Annotated in this window: 3 protein-coding genes; all 3 read right to left on the bottom strand. The window is 65.6% G+C overall.

The features are described 5' to 3' along the window. Positions 1–710: 710 nt before the first annotated feature. The 3 genes from BLT73_RS10270 to BLT73_RS10260 all read right to left on the bottom strand — a co-directional run bounded on the left by BLT73_RS10270 (position 711) and on the right by BLT73_RS10260 (position 18,649). Complete coding sequence (locus tag BLT73_RS10270) at positions 711–2,021, bottom strand: HlyD family type I secretion periplasmic adaptor subunit (RefSeq protein ID WP_090523597.1); 1,311 nt, start codon at positions 2,019–2,021, stop codon at positions 711–713. Next, positions 2,011–3,735 carry a type I secretion system permease/ATPase gene (locus BLT73_RS10265; RefSeq protein WP_218132523.1) on the bottom strand — a complete coding sequence of 575 codons (1,725 nt, stop codon included), beginning with the start codon at positions 3,733–3,735 and terminating at the stop codon, positions 2,011–2,013. The genes BLT73_RS10270 and BLT73_RS10265 overlap by 11 nt, the downstream gene beginning before the upstream one ends. Before the next feature lie 61 nt (positions 3,736–3,796). Then, positions 3,797–18,649, bottom strand: a complete 14,853-nt coding sequence (locus BLT73_RS10260; protein WP_176805033.1) for a carbohydrate-binding protein — start codon at positions 18,647–18,649, stop codon at positions 3,797–3,799. Positions 18,650–18,658 lie beyond the last annotated feature (9 nt).

Here is an 18,658-nt window from a genome sequence, read left to right as displayed (position 1 = left end):
GATCAACAGCGTCATGCTCCGCCGGTCGAGCTTGTTTGGCTCGACCGAAAATTCGGCGTTGCGCCCGATCATTCGTTCAGGCAGCGAGAGCAGCTCGATCTGGTGCTACGACTGGTGAGCATCGTTATCGTCAAGCAGAATGCAAACCGGCATCTCTTCCCCCCACGGTACGGTTACGAGATGTTGCGTCACCGCCGTTCCGGTTTTGCCAGAATTTACTTTCTTGTGAGAAACTTCGATGTCGGGCCCGAATGCCAAAGTTCGATCGGTCTTTCCTCGGACCGTGGCGGTTGAAAAGCCGCTGGCTCCGCACTTATTCGCATCCTCGTTACCCTCAGCGCGACCTTGCTCGGTTTAAGATATCGGGTTGCGGTTGGTTGCGCGGCGGGGTCGGTCTTGTCGCGCCAAAGTTGACGATCCGTGGTGCGCTCTCTAGGCTGAACCGGACGGGAGTGCCTTCCAATGCCGGTCTGCGCAACTTGGCCTTGCCATGCCGCACCGCGGTGCATGACCGGCTCCCGTCGCTGTAAGGTGTCAGTTCGTCCTGAAATCTACCGTGGCCGGCCTCCCAGCCCTCGCGTGCTTGTTGACCGAAATGTCTTCGCGTTCGCAGTCCGAATTCTGACAGCACCAGCCGGAGATCCCGCAAGACGCGCCGGATCCGGTTGATAAAGACCCTTGCCCGGCGAGGCGCCCCGCCGGGCCGTCCCCTACCCTTCCCGGAAAGCGTGCTGGATCTGGTCCACCATCGGCTTCACCAAATAGGACATGATAGCGCGCGGATTGGTTTCGATGAACACCTCGACCGGCATGCCGGGGCGCAGTTCCGAATCCTCGATCCGGGCCAGCTCCTCGGCGGCGACGGAGACGCGGGCCAGATAGTAGCTGGTGCCGGTGGCCTCGTCGATGCTGGCATCGGGCGAGACGTCGATCACCGCGCCGACAAGCTGCGGCGTCTTGCGCTGATCGAGACCGGGAAAGCGCAGCCGCGCCACCTGGTCGCGATAGACCTGGTCCACATCCTGGGGCGGCAGCCGCGTCTCGACCACGAGACGGTCATTGCGCGCCACCACCGTGACCAGCTTTTCGCCCGGCGAGATCACCTGGCCCAGCGTGTGCACCGCCAGCTCGTGGAGTTGCCCGTCAATCGGCGCCACGATCTCCAGCCGCGCCATGCGGTCCTCGGCCGCGACCTTTTCCTGCGTCAGCCGGGCCAGCTCGGTCCGCTTCTCGTCGAGCATCGTCAGGATCTCCTCGCGGAACTGCTCGTCGATCTGGGTGCGCTCCAGCTCGCGGCGCAGGATCTCCTCGCGGGTTTCGGAAAGCTGGGCGTCCAGCGTCGCGATCTCCGCGTCGAGATCGCTGCGCAGACGCTCGGCCGCGCGCAGCTCGGTCGCGCTTGTCAGACCGCGCTCGTTCAGCTTGCGCTTGCTCTCGAGTTCGTCATCGGCCAGCAGAATGGCGCGTTCCGTCGCGACGCGCTGCGCGGTGTGCGCCGTGATCTTGTCCTCGAGCTGCGCGATCTGCGCCGTCAACTGACGGCGCTGACCCTCGCGCGCCGCGGCGCGCGCATCCTTCAGCTCCTGCTGGCCCTTCACCAGCACGATGCGGCGCGGATCCTCGCTCTCGGCCAACTCTGCCGGGAACGCGATCTCCTGCTGGTCGAGGATTTCGGCGGACAGCCGCGACTCCTGCGCCAGCAGCGCATCGATCTGGCTGTTCACGCTGCGCAGATTGGCCTGCACCACGGTCGGATCAAGCCGGAACAGCACATCTCCCGCCGATACGCTCTCGCCTTCGCTGACCAGGATCTCGCGCACCGTGCCGCCGTCGAGATGCTGCACGTTCTTCGGCCGCCCTTCGACGATGAGCTTGCCCATGCCCACCACGGCGCCGCTGATCTCGGTCAGCGCCGCGACGCTGCCGCCGCCGCCCAGAAGGATGACGACCACCGCGAGGGCCAGGAAAATCTGCCGGCGCAGGGATCTGCCAAGCGACCGGTCAATCTGTTCATACCGCATCGATCTTGCTCCTGTGCTGAGCGGTCGAGCGCTGCGCGGGCACGACCTTGCGCAGCATCTCGTCGCGATCGCCGAACTGCACCTGGGCGCCGTTCTGGATCATGAGGGTCTTGTTCACGGCGGCAAGCGCGCTTGGCCGGTGCGCGATGACGATGACGATCCCGCCACGGGCGCGGGCCGCGTTCATCGCGTCGGTCAGGGCTCGCTCGCCCACCGTGTCGAGGTTGGAGTTCGGCTCGTCCAGCACCAGCAGGAACGGGTTGCCGTATAGCGCGCGGGCCAGCCCGAGCCGCTGACGCTGACCGGCCGAAAGCAGGGTTCCCGCTTCGCCGATCTGGGTCTGGTAGCCTTCGGGCAGCCCGGCAATCATGTGGTGGATGCTCGCCGCCTCGGCCGCCTGCAGGATGGCCTCGATGTCCGGCTCGGCCGCGAAACGGCAGATATTCTCGGCCACCGTCCCCTCGAAGAGTTCGACATCCTGCGGCAGATAGCCGATGAAGCGGCCGCGCTCGGTCAGGCTCCACTGATCCAGCGTCGCCCCGTCCAGCCGGACCGATCCGGCGAGTGACGGCCAGATGCCGACAAGCGCGCGTGCTAGGCTGGACTTGCCGGAACCTGACGGGCCGACGACGCCCAGACCGTCACCGGCATTCAGCTCGAAGTCGACGCCTTGCAGGAACAGATCCTGCTCCCCCGGCGCGGCCGTGGCCAGCCCTTCGACCCGCAGCGTCGATTTCGGCATCGGCAGACCGGCGGTGTCGCCGGCCTCGGCGCAGGCCTTGAAGGTCTCGTCCAGTCGGCCCGCCGCCTGGCGCGATGCGACGAAACTGGGCCAGTGCGACACGGCCTGCTCGATGGGTGCCAGCGCGCGGGCCATGATGATGGACGCCGCGATCATCACGCCGGCCGTCACTTCCTGTTGGATCACCAGATAGGCCCCCAGACCCAGCATCGCCGATTGCAGCATCAGCCGCAGCATCTTGATGACCGAGGAGAACAGGTTGCTGTGATCCGACACCGCCTGCTGGCGCTGATAATGCTGCTCGACCGCGCCGGAATAGCGGTTTGACAGGCTGTCGCCCATGCCCATCGCGGTGATGACATCGGCATTGCGGCGGGTCGAGGAGATCAGCGTCGATTGCAGGCCAGAACTTTCCGAGAGGTTCTTCGACGGCTTGCGCGACAGGAACTCGTTCGTCACCACCAGGCAGGCAATGAAAATGCCGCCCGCCACGGCCAGCATCCCCAGCCAGGGGTGGAACACGAAAATGATGAGGAAATAGGCCGGCATGAATGGCAGATCGCAGATCGCCGCCGGGCCGGGAGAGCCGAGGAAGCGGCGGATCGCCTCGACATCGCGGTAGGGGCTGACCCCAGCGGCGCGGCGTCCGGCGATCAGCGGCATTTTCATGTTGGCGCGGAAGGCCGGGCCGGACAGGCGCGAATAGACCCGCATCGCGATCCGGGTCAGCGCGCGCAGCCGCAGGATATCCAGCAGCCCGCCGACGAAATACAGCATCAGCGCAATGCCCGCGAGGCCCAGCAGGGTCGGCACGCTGTTGCTGGCCAGAACCCGGTCATAGACCTGCAGCATGAAGATCGGTCCGGTCAGCATCAGCAGGTTCACGAAGGCGCTGATGACGAAAATCGCGGTGAATGCGCCGCGATAGGTGCCGATCGCACCTCTGACGGAAATGGGTTGAAACTCTTTCACGACAATCGTCCTACAAGAATGGTTGGCCGCACCGTGTCCGGTGCGGCCGTTGGTGTCGCCATCAGACGATCAGATCATTGCCGAACAAGGTGCCAAGCTGCGTTGCCGCGTTGTCATCGTTCAGATCCAGATCGTCCAGGCCGCTCTGGGTCGGAGCCGGGGCGGAGCCCTCTTCCTCCCAGAAGGCCGCCATGGCCGCGGGCGAGGCGCTGCGCGCCAGCGGAGCCGACATCGGCGCCGCGAAGGCCGCCATCTGCATCGCATCCGAAGGCTGCAGGTTGATCGCCGACAGGTCCTGCGAGCCGCCCGAGAAGGCCACGCGCATCACCTGCAGACCGGCCTCGAGCTGGACCTGCACCGTGTCGGTCTGCTGGAAATCAAGCCAGCCAGCGGTCGGGTCCACATCCACGCTGCCCGTGCTCTCATAGACCTGCCCGCCCTTGCGGAAGCTGGCCTCGATCGCGCGGTTGGTCGTGCCGTTGCCGAGCGCGGACAGGAAGCTCACGTCATACAGCCCGTCTTCGGCCACATTGATCGTGTATTCCAGCCACTCGCCGTTCTGGACCCAGCCGATATCGCCGGCCGCGGTCTGCTCGACGCTGCTGCCCGGACGGCCATTGGTGGTGCCGCCCTGCAGGCCCGGCGCGTCGTTATAGGCGACGCCCTGCCCGCCCAGATCGTAATCCGAGGCATCGATGCTGATCGCGTCATCCCCGACCTGGAATGCCAGCCCGTTGAACGGTGTCTGACCCGGCTCGGCCACCTGCGAGCTGTATTCGTGGATCGTCACCGCGTTCAGCGCCGCATTGTCGATATCCGCGACCATGCCGATGTCGATCTGACCGTTGGTCACCGTCACCACCGTCTCGAAAGACAGCGGAGTATCGGGACCGGCCTCGGCAAACGGATCGAGGTTGCTGATCACCTGCTGGCCGTTGACGGTGGCGTCGAACTGACGCTGCCCGGCGCTGTTCCAATAGGTCTCCTGCGTCCAGAGCGTGACCACATAGGTCCCGTTCGGGATGTCGATCGAGGCGGTCCAGTTCGATCCGTCCTCATAGGTCTTGAAGGCGGAACCCGGCGTGGCATTCGCCCCGTTCGGGTCGGTCGCGTAGTCCGAGCCCTGTGCCGGGTTGACCGAACCCGAGATGGTGACGCGCGGGTCGTTCTGGCCGACAAGCGCCTCGCCGATGACCGGGTCAAGCGCGATGGCACCGCCACCGAAATTGACCCCCAGCACATAGCCGCCGCCGGTGGGCGGATTGACCGGCCCGGTGCCATCATCGGTCTCGTGGATGGTGACGGCATTCAGCGGCGCGTTGTTGATATCGGCGATCATGCCGATATCGATCTGGCCGTTGGTGACCGTGACCTCGACCTCATAGGCGATCGGGGTATCCGGGCCCGCTTCGGCGAAGGGGTCCAGATCGGTGATGACCTGCTGGCCGTTCACCGTCGCATCGAACTGACGCAGGCCGGGCCCGTTGAAATAGGTCTCCTGCGTCCAGAGCGTCACGATATAGGTTCCGTTCGGCACCTCGATCGCGGCGTTCCAGTTGGTGCCGTCCTCATAGGTCTTGAAGGCGGACCCGGCCGTCGCCCCGGCCCCGTTGGGGTTGTTGGGGTTATCGGTCCCGGCACCCGGATTGACCGCACCGGACAGGGTGACGCGCCCGTCATTCTGGCCGACCAGGGCCACGTTGAGCACCGGATCAAGCGCGATGGCACCGCCACCGAAATTGACCCCGAACAGATAGTCGCCCTTGTTGCCCGGATTGGGCGGGGTGACCGGTCCGTCATTCGGATCGAAGAAGGCCACCGTGCCATCCCCGTCCTGATCGGTCTGCAGCGCATCGTTCACGCCGTCCCCATCCGCGTCTTCCGCAGCAGTCAGCTGATGCGGCTTGACGTTCTTGATGACGAACATGTGGTCGTTGTAGTCGTAGTTCCCCGCGCCCGGATAATCCTGGATCGCGATATACGTCCCTTCGATCACATTGCCGTCCGCATCGAGCGCCTGGAAGAACCGGATCAGGTGGCCCTGATCGTCGCCCACCAGATTGCCGAAATCGGGGTCGATCCGGTTCGCTTCCGGGTCGGTCCAGGAGGCATAGGTCGGACGCCCATCGACCGAGACGAACAATCCGAACGGATCATTGCCGGTGATGGTGGCCCTGGCCACGCTGCCCGTGTCGCCCGTGCCCGGCACCAGCCCATCCGGCAGGATGGTCTGCGCCTGCTGGTCGTCCTGGGCAAACAACTCGTCCGTGTCCGAGGATTGCAGCGAATGCACCCCGAGCCGCGCGACGTTGTTGTAGTTCAGGAAGGCCGCAAGCTGGATCACCTCGACATTCTGCGATGCGTCGAGCTTCTCCATGTAGGGCATCAGCACCTCGTCGCCGATGGTCTCGACAATGCCGCCGCCGGCCAGTTCGCCCTGCGCCATGTCGGTGCCATAGCCGAAGGCCTCGACGATCTGCGCCACCGTCGGTTCCGAGCCGTTCTCGGAGAACTCCTGCGCGATACCGGCAAGCTGGATCACCGTCTGCGGGTTGGTCACATCATCCGATGTCACCGTCAGCGTGGCATTCTGCACCACCGCCCCGGCAGTACCGCCCGGGTGAGTGCCGACATACTGCACCGTGACCGTGGCACTGCTGCCCGCCGCGATGCTGGTCGGCACCGTTCCGACGATCTGGAAGTTCGCCGGATCGCTGGTGACGATCTCCTCGATGTTCAGCGCCGCGAAACCGTCATTGCTGATGGTGAAGGTCGCCTCGTTGCGGAACTCCTGCGCTGCGGCCGCCGGGTTGTCGATATTGGTGAAGACCAGGCGGTCATCCGCCGCGGCATCGTCCAGACCCGAGACCTCGATGCTCTGCCCGAAGCCGACCGGCTCGACACCTTCGATCACGAACATGTTGTCGTTATAATCGTAGTTGATGCCGGTGTAGTCCATGACCCCCAGATAGACATTCGGGATCACATTGCCGGCCGCGTCGAGCGCCTGGAACATCTTGACCGTGTGGCCCTGCTGTTCGCCGGGCACCGTGACCCCGCCGATCGGGTTCAGCGTCGGATCGGTGGACAGGCCCGCGACCGAGATCCCGAACACGCCGTTGCCCTGCCAGAAGCCCGGAATATTGCTGTTGCCGAAATCTTCGGTGGCAAAGCTGGCCGCGCCGCCGGCATTGGGCAGAAGACGCTGGTTGTCCGTCCCGTCATGGTTCCAGAAGTTGACCTGCTGGCCCTTGTTGCCGGGGTTGTGGATGCTCAGCGTCGCGCCGCCCGGACCGTGGAATGCCGCGATCTGCGTGACCTTCGCCTGGGTGACGCCGTCCGCCAGTTTCCAGTAGGGCGACAGAACCTCGGTCTCGTCGGTCTTGGCGAACACGTCATTGGTGCTGAGCGTGCTGTTCTCGCCGCCGCCGATCGTGGTCAGACCCTCGATCCGGTTGCCGAAGCCGAAGACCTGCCAGACCTCGTTGACATTCGGCTCCTGCTTTCCTTCGGGCACGTTCTGCCAGAAGCCCGCCAGATCCACATCGATGAACGGATCTTCCGCGTCATTGGTGTTCAGCCGCAGGCGGCCCTCGAAGATCGTGGATGTCGCATCGACATTGAAGCTGGGCGGGGTATAGGCCGCGCGGTCGAAGTTGATGGTGACATCGACGAACTCACCGGCCGCCAGCGTCAGACCGTCCAGCGTTGCCGGCGCGGTGATGGTGAACGGACCCGTCAGGCTGGCATCGTTGATCGTCAGATCCTCGCTGCCGCTGTTGCTGATCCGCACGACACCGCTGTCCTTGTAGTCGCGGGTCTCACCGTTCTGCACCGGGTTCTCGATATAGGAGAAGTGCAGGCGGTTGTCGAAATAGGTCGGATCACTGCTGACCACCTCGATATCGGCATTGGCGTTGCCGCCGGCCGCCGTGACGTCGAGATAATCGAGCGCGCTTGCACCGGGCGCATCCGAGACGATGCGCAGCTCATAGGTGGTGCCGGCCTCCAGCGTGGTGAAGATCGATTCCTCGACCCCGCCCGAACCCGGGAACGGCGTGGCTTCGATCTCTTCGCCATTCAGCAGCCAGGTCAGCCCCTGCCCGTTCGGCGCACCGGCATTGCTGGCGGTGTCGAGCTGATAGACCCCGTCCGCGGCGACGGTGAAGTAGAACACCGCCTCGCTGCCGCTGACCGTGTTGGCCGAGCCGTCCGTGGCTTCCAGCTCGATCCGGCCGGAGCCGTCGATATCGGCGGGAACCGGCTCGAACTCGACCAGAGGTGCCTGCGAGACGCGCAGATAGTCGATGTTCGGACCGTTAGCGCCGGGCGCCGTCACGGTGATGGTGTTGGTGCCGGCCAGCAGCGAGACGGTGGTCTGCTGCGGGCCCCACTGGGTCTCCGCCGCGTTGGAGTTCGGCGTGAAGGGCAGCGTGTCCACCACCGTGCCGTTGATCGTCAGTTCCATCGGACGCGCCTGCTTGGAGGAGGACAGCGCATAGATGATGTCCAGACCGTATTCTCCGGCCTCCGCAACATTGACCGTCCAGGTGATGGACTGATCGGTATTGCCGTCGAAATCGACGAAGCTGCCGGATTGCGTGCGGTCCTCGGTCAGGATCACCGGGCCGTCGAGATCGGCATTCTCGGCCTCGTACATCACGTAGGTGACGCCGTTGACCTCCTCGGTGCCGTCCCCGACCGGGCCGGAGCTGTCGGTCGAAACCAGTACCTCAAGCTGGTCGATATTCGGGCCGGTATTGTTGATCGACCGCAGCGTGACGGTGTTCTGCCCCGCAACCAGCGTTGCCGGAACATCCACGGTCTGCCAGCTCGACCACCGCTCGTCCGTCGTTGCCCCCGGCGACGGCGCGAAGGCCTCCACCGTGACGATGTTGCCGTTCAGCTCGACCTGAAGCGGACGATCTTCCGTGCCGCCATTGGCATAGCGGAACTGCAGCACCGCATCGCCGGCATTCTGGGCCGGAACGTCGAAGGTGAAGGACAGGAAGTCCTCGTTCGTCGATCCGAAATCGGCATAGCCGCCCGGCGTGCCATCGAGGTTGTCGGTGTTACCGTCGATCCCGAACGCGCCGGGCCGAAGACCGTTCACCATCCCGGTCGTCCCCGGCTCCAGGTTGGTCTCGTCGCGGATCTCGATCCCCGCATTGGGCGAGGTCGGGACGGCGACGCTGGTTCCGTCGAGCGGCGTCTTGTCCTCGGCCTGGATCGTGACCAGCGAGACGAGCTGGCTCGGTTCCTCGCCGGGCTCGAAGGAGACGCTGGCGGTGGCGGTGTTCAGATCGTCGTCGGTGACCTCGATGGTTGCCACCACGTCACCCGACAGCGTGCCCAGATCGATGGTGAACTGGTTGTTGCTGTCCAGCGTGACCGTCGTTTCCGGCCCCCCGTCGAAGGAGACCCGGACCGCGGTGATGTCGTCATCCAGCCCGTTGACCTGGAACACCGCCGCGGCCGTGTCGCTGACATCGAGCGCGACAATCGCGAGATCGCCGTCTTCATCCGCCGTGAGATCCTGGGTGGCGCCTCCCGGTGCCGGGGTCAGCAGGATCAGCTGGCTGGCACCGGTGCCGCGGTTCAGCGTCATCAGGTAAAGCTGGCCGGTCACCGGGTTCTCGATGATGTCGAGCGGGTCGATATAGTTGTCGATCACCGAACCGTCGGGGCGGCGCAGCACGTCGTCGCCGATGATCTTACCGTCCGCGTCGACATTGATGTAGCGCACGTTGTCGCCGACAGAGAACTGCGCGAAGATCACCGCCCCCTGCAGGTTCGAGCCGAACGCATCGCCCTTGTACTCCGTCGCACCATTGGGCGAGCGGTTGAAGCCCAGGCTGTAGACGCCGTCCAGATCCCAGTTCGGATCGGGCTGCACGCCGACCTGATACCCATCCGTGGCTCCGTTGGTGTCATCATTCGCATCGACCTCGAACGGGTCTTCGCCCGCCGTCGGGTTGCCGCCATTCAGCACGTATTCGCCGCGCAGCGTCACCGGGTGGCCGTAATAGCCGCCCTCATCGACGGTGAACAGGAAGTCGAGCTGCTTGGGCGAATTCTCGACCGTCGTGTCCAGGCCAGGCTGGTTGGGATCCTGCGGCGTCTTGCCGCCCGATGCAGTCCCGTTCGTCGGCACGTAGAGATTGCCGTTCGAGTGCCAGACCAGGTCATAGGCGTTGCGGATGCCGGTCGCATAGATCTTGACCACGGCGTCGGCATCATAAGGGTTGTACATCCCCGGATAGGTGCCGTCGGCGTTGAAATCGCTCTCCGGGAAGGAGGTGGTGGGAGCGTCGGTCAATTCGATCGGTTCGGTGCGCAGATCATGCCCGCCCGCCGGTGCCGTCTTGGTGATGTCGATCTCCAGGATGGCGGCGTTCAGCAGACGCTCGGGACGGTTGCCCCAGGCGTTGTCCGGGCTGCCGGCCGCCGAGTTGGAGCCCTGCGACAGGTAGAGCAGATATTCCGGCTCTCCCGGCTCCCCGAATTCCGGGTTGGCGCGGAATTCGAGGCTGTTGGTCAGGTGGTCGCCGCCAGAACGCGGCAGACCGAAGGCGAAGGTTTCCGCCGTGGCCGTGTCGAACTCGCCATTCGGACCCAGGGTGATCTTGCTGACCCGGCCCGAGAATTCCGGCGTGGTGAAGGCCTTGGATTCGCGCGGGATCGGGGCGTTGTCGCTGATCCAGATCGTGTTGGGATCGTTCGGATCGAACACCATGCCGACAATACCGCGCCGGCCGAGCGCGCCTGCATCCAGATAGTCCAGCGACAGGGTGTCCTGCGAGTCCTTGTCGATGGAGCCGTCCGCATTCACATCCCAGCGATGGATCTCGCCGGTGATGGTGGCCACGTAGAGCTTGCCGTCCGGGCCGAACTCGATCCCGGTATAGCCGAAGGCACCATCGGCAAACCCGTCAAGCTGCGTCGTGGTCGAGAAGGCCACATCGCGCGCCACCAGGGCCGGCATCTCGCCGGTCACGAAGGTGGTGGTCAGATCCTGCATCTGGCGCAGCGGCGCGGTCGCGTCATCGACGCTGCCCAGATCCATCACGTCCTGCACTTTCAGCGTGTAGCTGGTGTTCTCCTTCAGATCGGCCAGCGGCCGGATCGTCATGGAGTCGGCCCCTCCCGAGATCTGCACGTTGATGGCGACTTCTTCGCCGGTCAGCGTCTCGACCAGCTTGACGTTGTCCACATAGTTGACGTTCGGACCCCGGTTGCCCGGCGCTTGCAGGTTCACCCCGATCACCAGTTGCGAGGTCGGGTCGATCCCGGTCGGCAATTCACCATCCGGCCCGATCGCGATCGAGGTCTGGCCGTCGAGATTGTCGGCCACCGGATCGACGAAGTAGGAGTAATCCAAATCCGCCGTGCGGTCATCGTTCGGCGTCAGATCCTGGATCCGCTCGATCTCCAGCGACTGGATTTCCGTATTGGTCCCGCCGATGGAGTCGATGGTCAGCTTGCCGTCGGTCACCTGCACGATCCCGGTGACCAGCGTGGAGCGGAAGCCCTCGCCGTCATCGGTGGAGCCGTCAATCGGGTTGGCCGGCACCCAGTCGGGCATCAGGCTCTGACCCTCGACATTGATCGAATAGGTGCTGTCGAAGGCCCCGGCCGTGTCACCGATGGACATGGTGACCTGGTAGGTGCCGTTTTCCAGCGCCATCTCCCAGGCCCGCGAGCCGTTGGCTCCGGCGCCGGGATATTCGAAATGGGCGTAGGTCTTCTGCTCATCCGAGGCACCGGGAACCATGTCCTTGTACCAATGCGCATTGGCGGGCTGGTCTGCAGGGGTGGTGCCGTTGGCGGTGCCGTCGGCCACGCTGTCCTCGGTCACCCAACCATAGGTGAAGCCGTTGCCGCGATCGCCATAGGCGGCCCCGGTATCGGCCTCGTATCCCGCCGGGGTGGTGTAGCCTGCGGGCAGCCCCTGCTGGGTCTGCGCGGCCGGCGGCTCGAAGTTGATCTTGATGACCTCCTCGAAAGCGATCGTGTCGCGGACCGGACCGGTCGGGTTGCCCCGGCTGACGGTCACATTGTCGATATTCGGACCGGTGGCCCCGACATTGGCCAGCGAGATCTCGTTGGCGCCCGCCTGCAGCGGCACGTCAACCGTCACCTCCATCCAGTCGGACCAGGCTTCGGCACCCGTCGTCGCACTGCTCGCCGGGAAGTCGATGGTCTGGACGACACCATTCACGCTCAGCGTCATCGGCCGGGCGGCGGTGCCGCCATTCGCGTAACGCACGGTGAGTTGGTAGGTATCGGCGTCCGGCGCATCGACGCTGAAGCTGGCGCTGTCGCCGGCCTCGCCGCCCATGTCCAGATAACCGGCGCCCTCATAGCCGGGACGCAGGCCGGCAGCATCGAATTCCAGACCCGGACCGCTATTGCCCGCATTCGCCCCCGGCTCGGGGTTGTCCGCGTTGCGATAGACCGTATCGGTCACGCCGCCGGTCGGCTCCAGATCGTTGACGTCGAAGGTCTCGCCCTCGACGGTTACCGAGAAGGGCGGCACGACCACCGCGCCGTCGTCATAGGCAAAGGTGAACTCGTCGATATTCGGGCCGTTCGCGGCACCGGCGGGCAGTTCCAGACGGATCTCGTTGCTGCCCTGGACCAGCTCGACCTCGACGGTCTGGGTCTCCCAGCTTTCCCAGGCCGTGCCGTTGACCACGGCACCGGGGACGAAATCAACCGATTGCGCGGCACCGCCATTCACCGAAACATCCAGCGGACGGTTATCCGCCCCGCCATTGGCATAGCGGATGGTGACGACGTAGCTGCCCGCGGCCGGCGCATCGACATTTACGACGAGCGCATCGCCGGGGTTGGTGCCGAAATCGACATAGGCCTCGCCCACCGCACCGGCACGGAAATTGCCGAACGCATCGGGATTGGCCGCATCGACGACGCGGGTGAAGTCGCCGTCGCTCGGCAGGCCGGTGTCATCGACCGTCACCTGCGTCGCATCCTCGGCCTGGATGGTGAAGTCATCGACCACCGGGGTGGCGACCGTGATGGTCATCGTGGCCGAGGCCTCGTTGCTGGCCTCGTCCGTCACATAGGTGGTGACGGTATATCCGCCCGGCGCCAGCGCCGAGCCATCGGCGGTGAAGTCGCCATCGGCGTCCGGCAGCACCTCGACGCGGGTCGCGCCGCCGTCGAAGCTGATCTCCGTCTTCACGATGTCCTGGTCGATCCCGGCCAGGTTGAAGTTGATCGAGGCCGCCTGGGTCTCGTTCAGCTCGCTGTCCGGGCCGCTGAGGAACAGCGGGATGCCGTCCTCATCGGCGGAATTGTCGGAACCCGCCTCCGTCGTGATCTCGATCTGGTCGATATTGGGACCGGAAGCCGCACCTGCGGGGATGGTGAAGGCCAGGGTGTTCGACCCGGCGGTCAGGGAGACCGGCAGGGTCAGGATGTCCCAGTTGTTGAAGCCCTCGGTCGCGCCGCCGCCGGTCGTGCCGGTGTTCGGGAACACCGTGTTGGCGGCCGCAGCGCCGTTCACCGAGATGTCGAGCGCGCGTTCCGCTCCCGCGAAATCCTGCGAGGCGTAGCGGATATTGACCAGGTATTCGCCATCTTCGGGCACGTCGATGGTGAAGGTCAGCGTGTCGCCGGGATCGTCACCGTAATCGACATAGCCGGTGCCGTTGAAGCCGGGGCGCAGCCCCTGGAAGCTGCCTGTTTCCGGGTTGTCGTCGTCGCGGATCTCGGTCTCGGTGGCGTCGCCATCCGGGTTCGCCGACAGCGTGACCTCCGCATCCTCGGCCTGCAGCACGATGGGCTGGAACGGGGCGGGCTGGCCGACAAAGACGCCGAACTGGACGGAATTCGAGTCCAGCGTGCCATCCGAGGCGAAGGCCTCGATCTGATAGGCACCTTGCGCGACGGCCGGATCGATCTCCAGCACGCCGCCATTCAGCGTGATACCGGCCGGAAGCGGCTGGCCATCTGCGAGTTGGGCGACATAGCTGACCGTGTCGCCATCGGGATCGACGGCCGCCAGTGCGGCGGCCAGATCGACCGTGCCGCCGACGCCTTCATCCAGCGTCACGTCGGAAATCGCGGCCCCGGCTGCAAGCTCCGGCGCCTCGTTCACGTCCTCCACCGCGATGTCGAGGGTCGCGGCGGTTTCGTTCCCGGCGCTGTCCGTCGCCGTCACGGTGACGGAGACGGTGTCCGCAGCCTCGTGATCCAGCGACACGCCATCGGCCAGGCGAAGCTGATCGCCGTCGATGGTGAAGCGCGCATCGTCGGTCGCGAAGGTCACGGTGTCGCCGTCCAGGTCGACGGCGCTCAGCGTGCCGATCGCGCCGGCCACGTCGTTTTCCGCAACCGTCGCATTGTCCAGAATCGGCGCCTCGGGGGCCAGGTTCACCGGCGCTTCGGCGCGGGTCAGGGTGATGCTGTCGACGCGCAAATGCTCGTCATCGGCAGCGCCGGACAGGGTCAGCAGCGTGCCGGCCTCGACATAGACCACGGTGTCGAAGCTGATCGCCTTGCGGTTGCCCGCCTGGCCTGCGGTGCCGCGCCCGGTCGTGCCGTCGCCGTTCAGCCATTCGCCGGCATCGTCGAAGCTGGCATTCTCGGCCACCGCGACGCCGCCGACATCGATCGAGAAGCTGGCCGCGCCGTCGGTCTCGTCATAGAGCGTGACGGAGACGGTGTAATACCCGGCCGGCACGCCGCCCGCGCCCAGATCGGTGGTCACGTTGCCGGTCTGGTTGGCATTGGTCTTGATGAGCTGGTTGCCCGACGCGCTTGCGGCGGCCGCGGCATAGAACCCGTCCGCATCGGCAAGCCCGGTGAAGTTCTCGGCCTCGATGGTGAAGCTGTCGCCCACCTGCGGGGCGTCGATCTCGAAGCTCAGAGGCAGGGTGGCGGTCAGACCGCCGGGATCGGTCGCAACGACCACGACGGAGAAGCTGCCGCCTTCGGTCGGGGCGCCGGTGATGAGCTGGGTCGCCGGATCATAGCTGAGCCCGGCGGGCAGCGAGGCGGGATCGACGCTGAGCGTCAGCGCCTGGCCTTCGGGATCGGTGAAATACTCGGCAAACAGCGAGATATCGATCGGCTCGATCTGCTGGTTCGCCGCGCCGAAATAGGGCTCGAGCGCCACCTGCTCCACCACGGGGGCGTCGTTCACGTCCTGCAGGTTCAGCACGAAGCTGTCGGTGACGGTCGCATTGGTCGCAGAGCCGTCATCCGCCGTGACGGCGACGGTGAAGCTGCCCGGCAGGTTCGGCAGCGTGCCGACCATCACATTGCCGCTGAAGCTGACATCTGCGAACTGGTCGGTGACATCGGCACCGGACGCATCGGTCACGGTGAAGCTGTAGCTGAGCGCCGCACCTTCGGGATCGACGAAGGGCAGATCGATCTCCAGCGGCGCACCTTCGGAGATGTCCAGATCGGTGATGCCGCCGCCGATGATGATCGGGGCCTCGTTGGTCTGAACCGCGACATCCTCGATCAACTGGACATTGGCGAAGCTGGCAGAGCCGAGACCGCCGCGCGCCGCGCTGTCGTCATCGGCGATGAAGACCAGCGAGTCGATGCTCTTGCCGGCATGGGCGCCAAGATCGATCACATAGCGGACGGAGCCATCCGGGTTCACCGTGCCGGTGCCCTTGAGGTTGTTGAAGCGCGACAGCGCATCGGTGCCGTCGAGCAGGTAGATATTGCCGTCCGCATCCAGCCCGTTGTCGTTCTGGTCAAACCCGATCGCGACCAGTTCGGGCGTGTTCGCGCCGATCGACAGATCAACCGCGATCTTGGTGTTTTCGGTGATGATGTAGTCGGTGCCCAGATAGGCCCGCTTCCAGTGGTTGTCGTTCAGCTCCAGCGTGGTGCCGGAATTGGTGATGGCATAGTCATTGCCGCCATCCTGGGTGCCGGAATAGCTGACCAGTTCGGCATCGTCGAAGGTCACGTCCAGCACCGCGCCGGTCGGCGGAACCACCGTGCCTGCCGTCACCGACAGCGACAGCGGCGCCGAGGAGGTGAGCGTGCCGTCCGAGGCGGTGATGGTCAGATCCAGCGACTCGCCGGCATCGAAGGTCGCGCCCTGGGCTACGATCAGCTCGCCATTCACGATTTCCAGGCGATCATCGTCGAGGCTGAAAATCACGGTCGCGCCTTCGGGGTCGGTCGAGCTGACCGTGCCCAGCACCTGCCCCGGCTGCACATCGTCGGGGATCTGGCTGACGCCGTCATAGACCGGCAGGCTCGGCGCCTGGTTGGTCGGGGCGGTCCCGCTGACCGCCAGTGCAAAGCTGTTGGAGGAGGTCAGCGTGCCGTCGGATGCGGTCACGGTCAGGTCGATCGTCTCGCCCGCCGCGAAGGTCGCGCCGTCGGCCACCACGATGTCGCTGCCTGCGATCTCGAAGCGCGCATCGCTCAGCGTGAAGCTGACCGCCGCACCTTCCGGGTCAACCGCCGCGAGGCTGCCGACCACGGCGCCGCCCGCAATGTCATCGGAGATGCTGGCCGGGCCGGTATAGACCGGGGCGGACGGGGCTTCGTCGATGTCGTTCACGGTGACGGTCACGGCCTGCACGGTGTTGTTGCCGCCCTCATCCGTCGCGGTGACCTCGACCGCATAGCTGTTCTGGGTCTCGAAATCGGCCGCTTCCGCCAGGCTCAGCGCACCGCTGGCCGCGTCGATGGTCAGCGCCGCCGCATCCGCGCCGCCGGTGATGGCATAGCTGACCGGGCCGGGGGTTGCTCCGGTGGTGGTGTCCGACACGACGTCGGACGCCGCCACGCTGCCCGCGGCGGTGGTGTTCTCATCCATCGCGAACTCGCCCGGCACGGTGAAGCGCGGCGCGAAATCGGGCGTGTCCCCGACCGCGGTGATGGCCATCACATCGATATTCGGCCCGTTGCCGGCGTTCAGGTAAAGCGCCAGCTCGTTCTGGCCCTGCGCGAGCGTGATCTCGGTGGTCAGCACCTTCCAGTTGTTGAACGGATCGCTGCCCGCCCCGGCCGAGGTGTCGGGGAAGGACAGCGTCGCCACGACCGCCCCGTCGATCATCACCTGCGCCGAGCGCGTGTTCAGCGAGGCGTAGCGGATATGAAGCTGGTAGGTGCCGGCCGAGCCCGCCTCGACATTGTAGCTGACCATCTCGCCGGTGGAGCCGAAATCGAGATAGCCCTCGCCGCTGTAATTCGGGCGCAGGCCGAACGCGTCCACCGCGCTCGGCCCCTCGTCGAGATCGTTGGTCTGGGTCATGAACTTGCTGACCGGCGTGGCCCCGTCGGGGCGCGAGATGGTTCCCGACTCGGCTTGCAGATAGATCGGTTCAACCGCCTCGGAGACGCTGACCGTGTAGGCCTGAACGCTGCTGGCCCCGGCCTCGTCCGTGGCGGTGATCTCGACATCATAGCTGTCTTCGCCCGGCGCGCCGGAATAGACGGGGGCGGACACGAAGCTGAGCGCGCCGGTCGCGGGATCAATGTCGAACAGCGCCGCATCCGCGCCGCCGGTGATCGCATAGCTGATGTCCTGACCATCCGCATCGGTCGCGGTGACCAGGTCGATATCGGTCTGGCCTTCGGCAATCTGAAGCGCCTGCGGCCCGGAGAAGACCGGGTTCAGGAAGCTGTAGCTGCCGCCCTGCTCGACCAGGGCGACACCGTCGATATTCGGCCCCTGCCCTTCGGTCTGCTGGAAGGTCAGAACATAGTCGCCATCGGCGTTGGTCTCGGTCAGTTCGACATCGAAGCTCTGCGTGTCCCAGACCGAGAAGCTGCCGGTGTTTGTGTCGGCAATCGTCGTGACCAGATTGGCCCCGTTATGGACGGCAAGCGGCCGCGGCCCGGTGGAGCCATTGGCGAATTTGACGACCAGCGAATAGGTGCCTGCGCCATTGATCTCGGACGCCGGGATCACCACGCTGAACTTGTCGCCCGCGGGACCGCCCAGATCCAGATAGCCCTCGCCGGAGAACCCGACCCGAAGCCCATCGGCGTCGAAATCGGCGCTGCCATCGGCCGTCGGTTCGGGGTTGGCCGGATTGCGCAGCGTGCTGTCAGTACCGATGAGCGAAAATTGCGGGTCCTGGAAAACGATCGGGAATGCCATGATGTCCTCGTTAATTGCCGGAAGGGCGGCGATGGGCGCCGCCGGGGTTGCCGGTGAAGATGTGGAGATGTCGTCGTCGATAGCGCTCGACGTGCTGCCGGGACCGGCGACGGTGCTGCCGCCGGGCTGAGTTGTCTGGGTGGGTGCCGTCGTGCCGGCAGTCATGCTGCCCGTGCCGGTCGGCTGGGTGGCCGTCAGGCCGCCCGATGTGGTTGGCTGAGTGGGCGAGGCAGGCGCCGCGCCCGTGATGTCGTCCTCGGTGTCAGAGCCGGTCGCGGGAAGGCCGGGCTGGCTCGTCGTCGGCCCGGTACTGGTGCCGGTGTTGGTGCCGGTGGTGACAGTGCCCGATCCACCCTGCGGCGTGCTCGCTGCCCCGCCCGTCCCGGTCGTGGGGGCCGGGCTCGGGGCCGCAGCGCCCGCTTCTTCGGTCGTGTCGTCGGAGTTGCTTTGCGTCGCGTTGCCCTGCTGCGGGGCCGTGGCGGCCTGCTGGGCCGGTGCCGGGGCCGCCATCCGCGCCTGCGCGCCAGAGGCGGGGCTGGCCACCGACATGCCCGACGGACCCTGCACGAATGGAACCCCGAACCCGCCGGTGCTCACATTGGCCATCGTGGCCGCTTGCTGCATCTGCGCGGCGGACGCGGCCACGGGCGGCGCATCGGCCGCTTCGATGCCTGCGTCTGATCCGTCGCCACCGCCGGCCGCCGTCCCGGCGCCCTGCTGCACCCGCCGGTCAGCCCGGATGCCATCGTCAGGTTCGCCCTCGCGATCACGCGCGGCATGTGCATCCTGCCCAGCCGTCACGCCAAGCGC

Origin of the sequence: Paracoccus isoporae (genome assembly GCF_900101865.1) — a bacterium.
Classification (GTDB): domain Bacteria; phylum Pseudomonadota; class Alphaproteobacteria; order Rhodobacterales; family Rhodobacteraceae; genus Paracoccus; species Paracoccus isoporae.
This window is presented reverse-complemented; position numbering and strand designations above follow the sequence as displayed.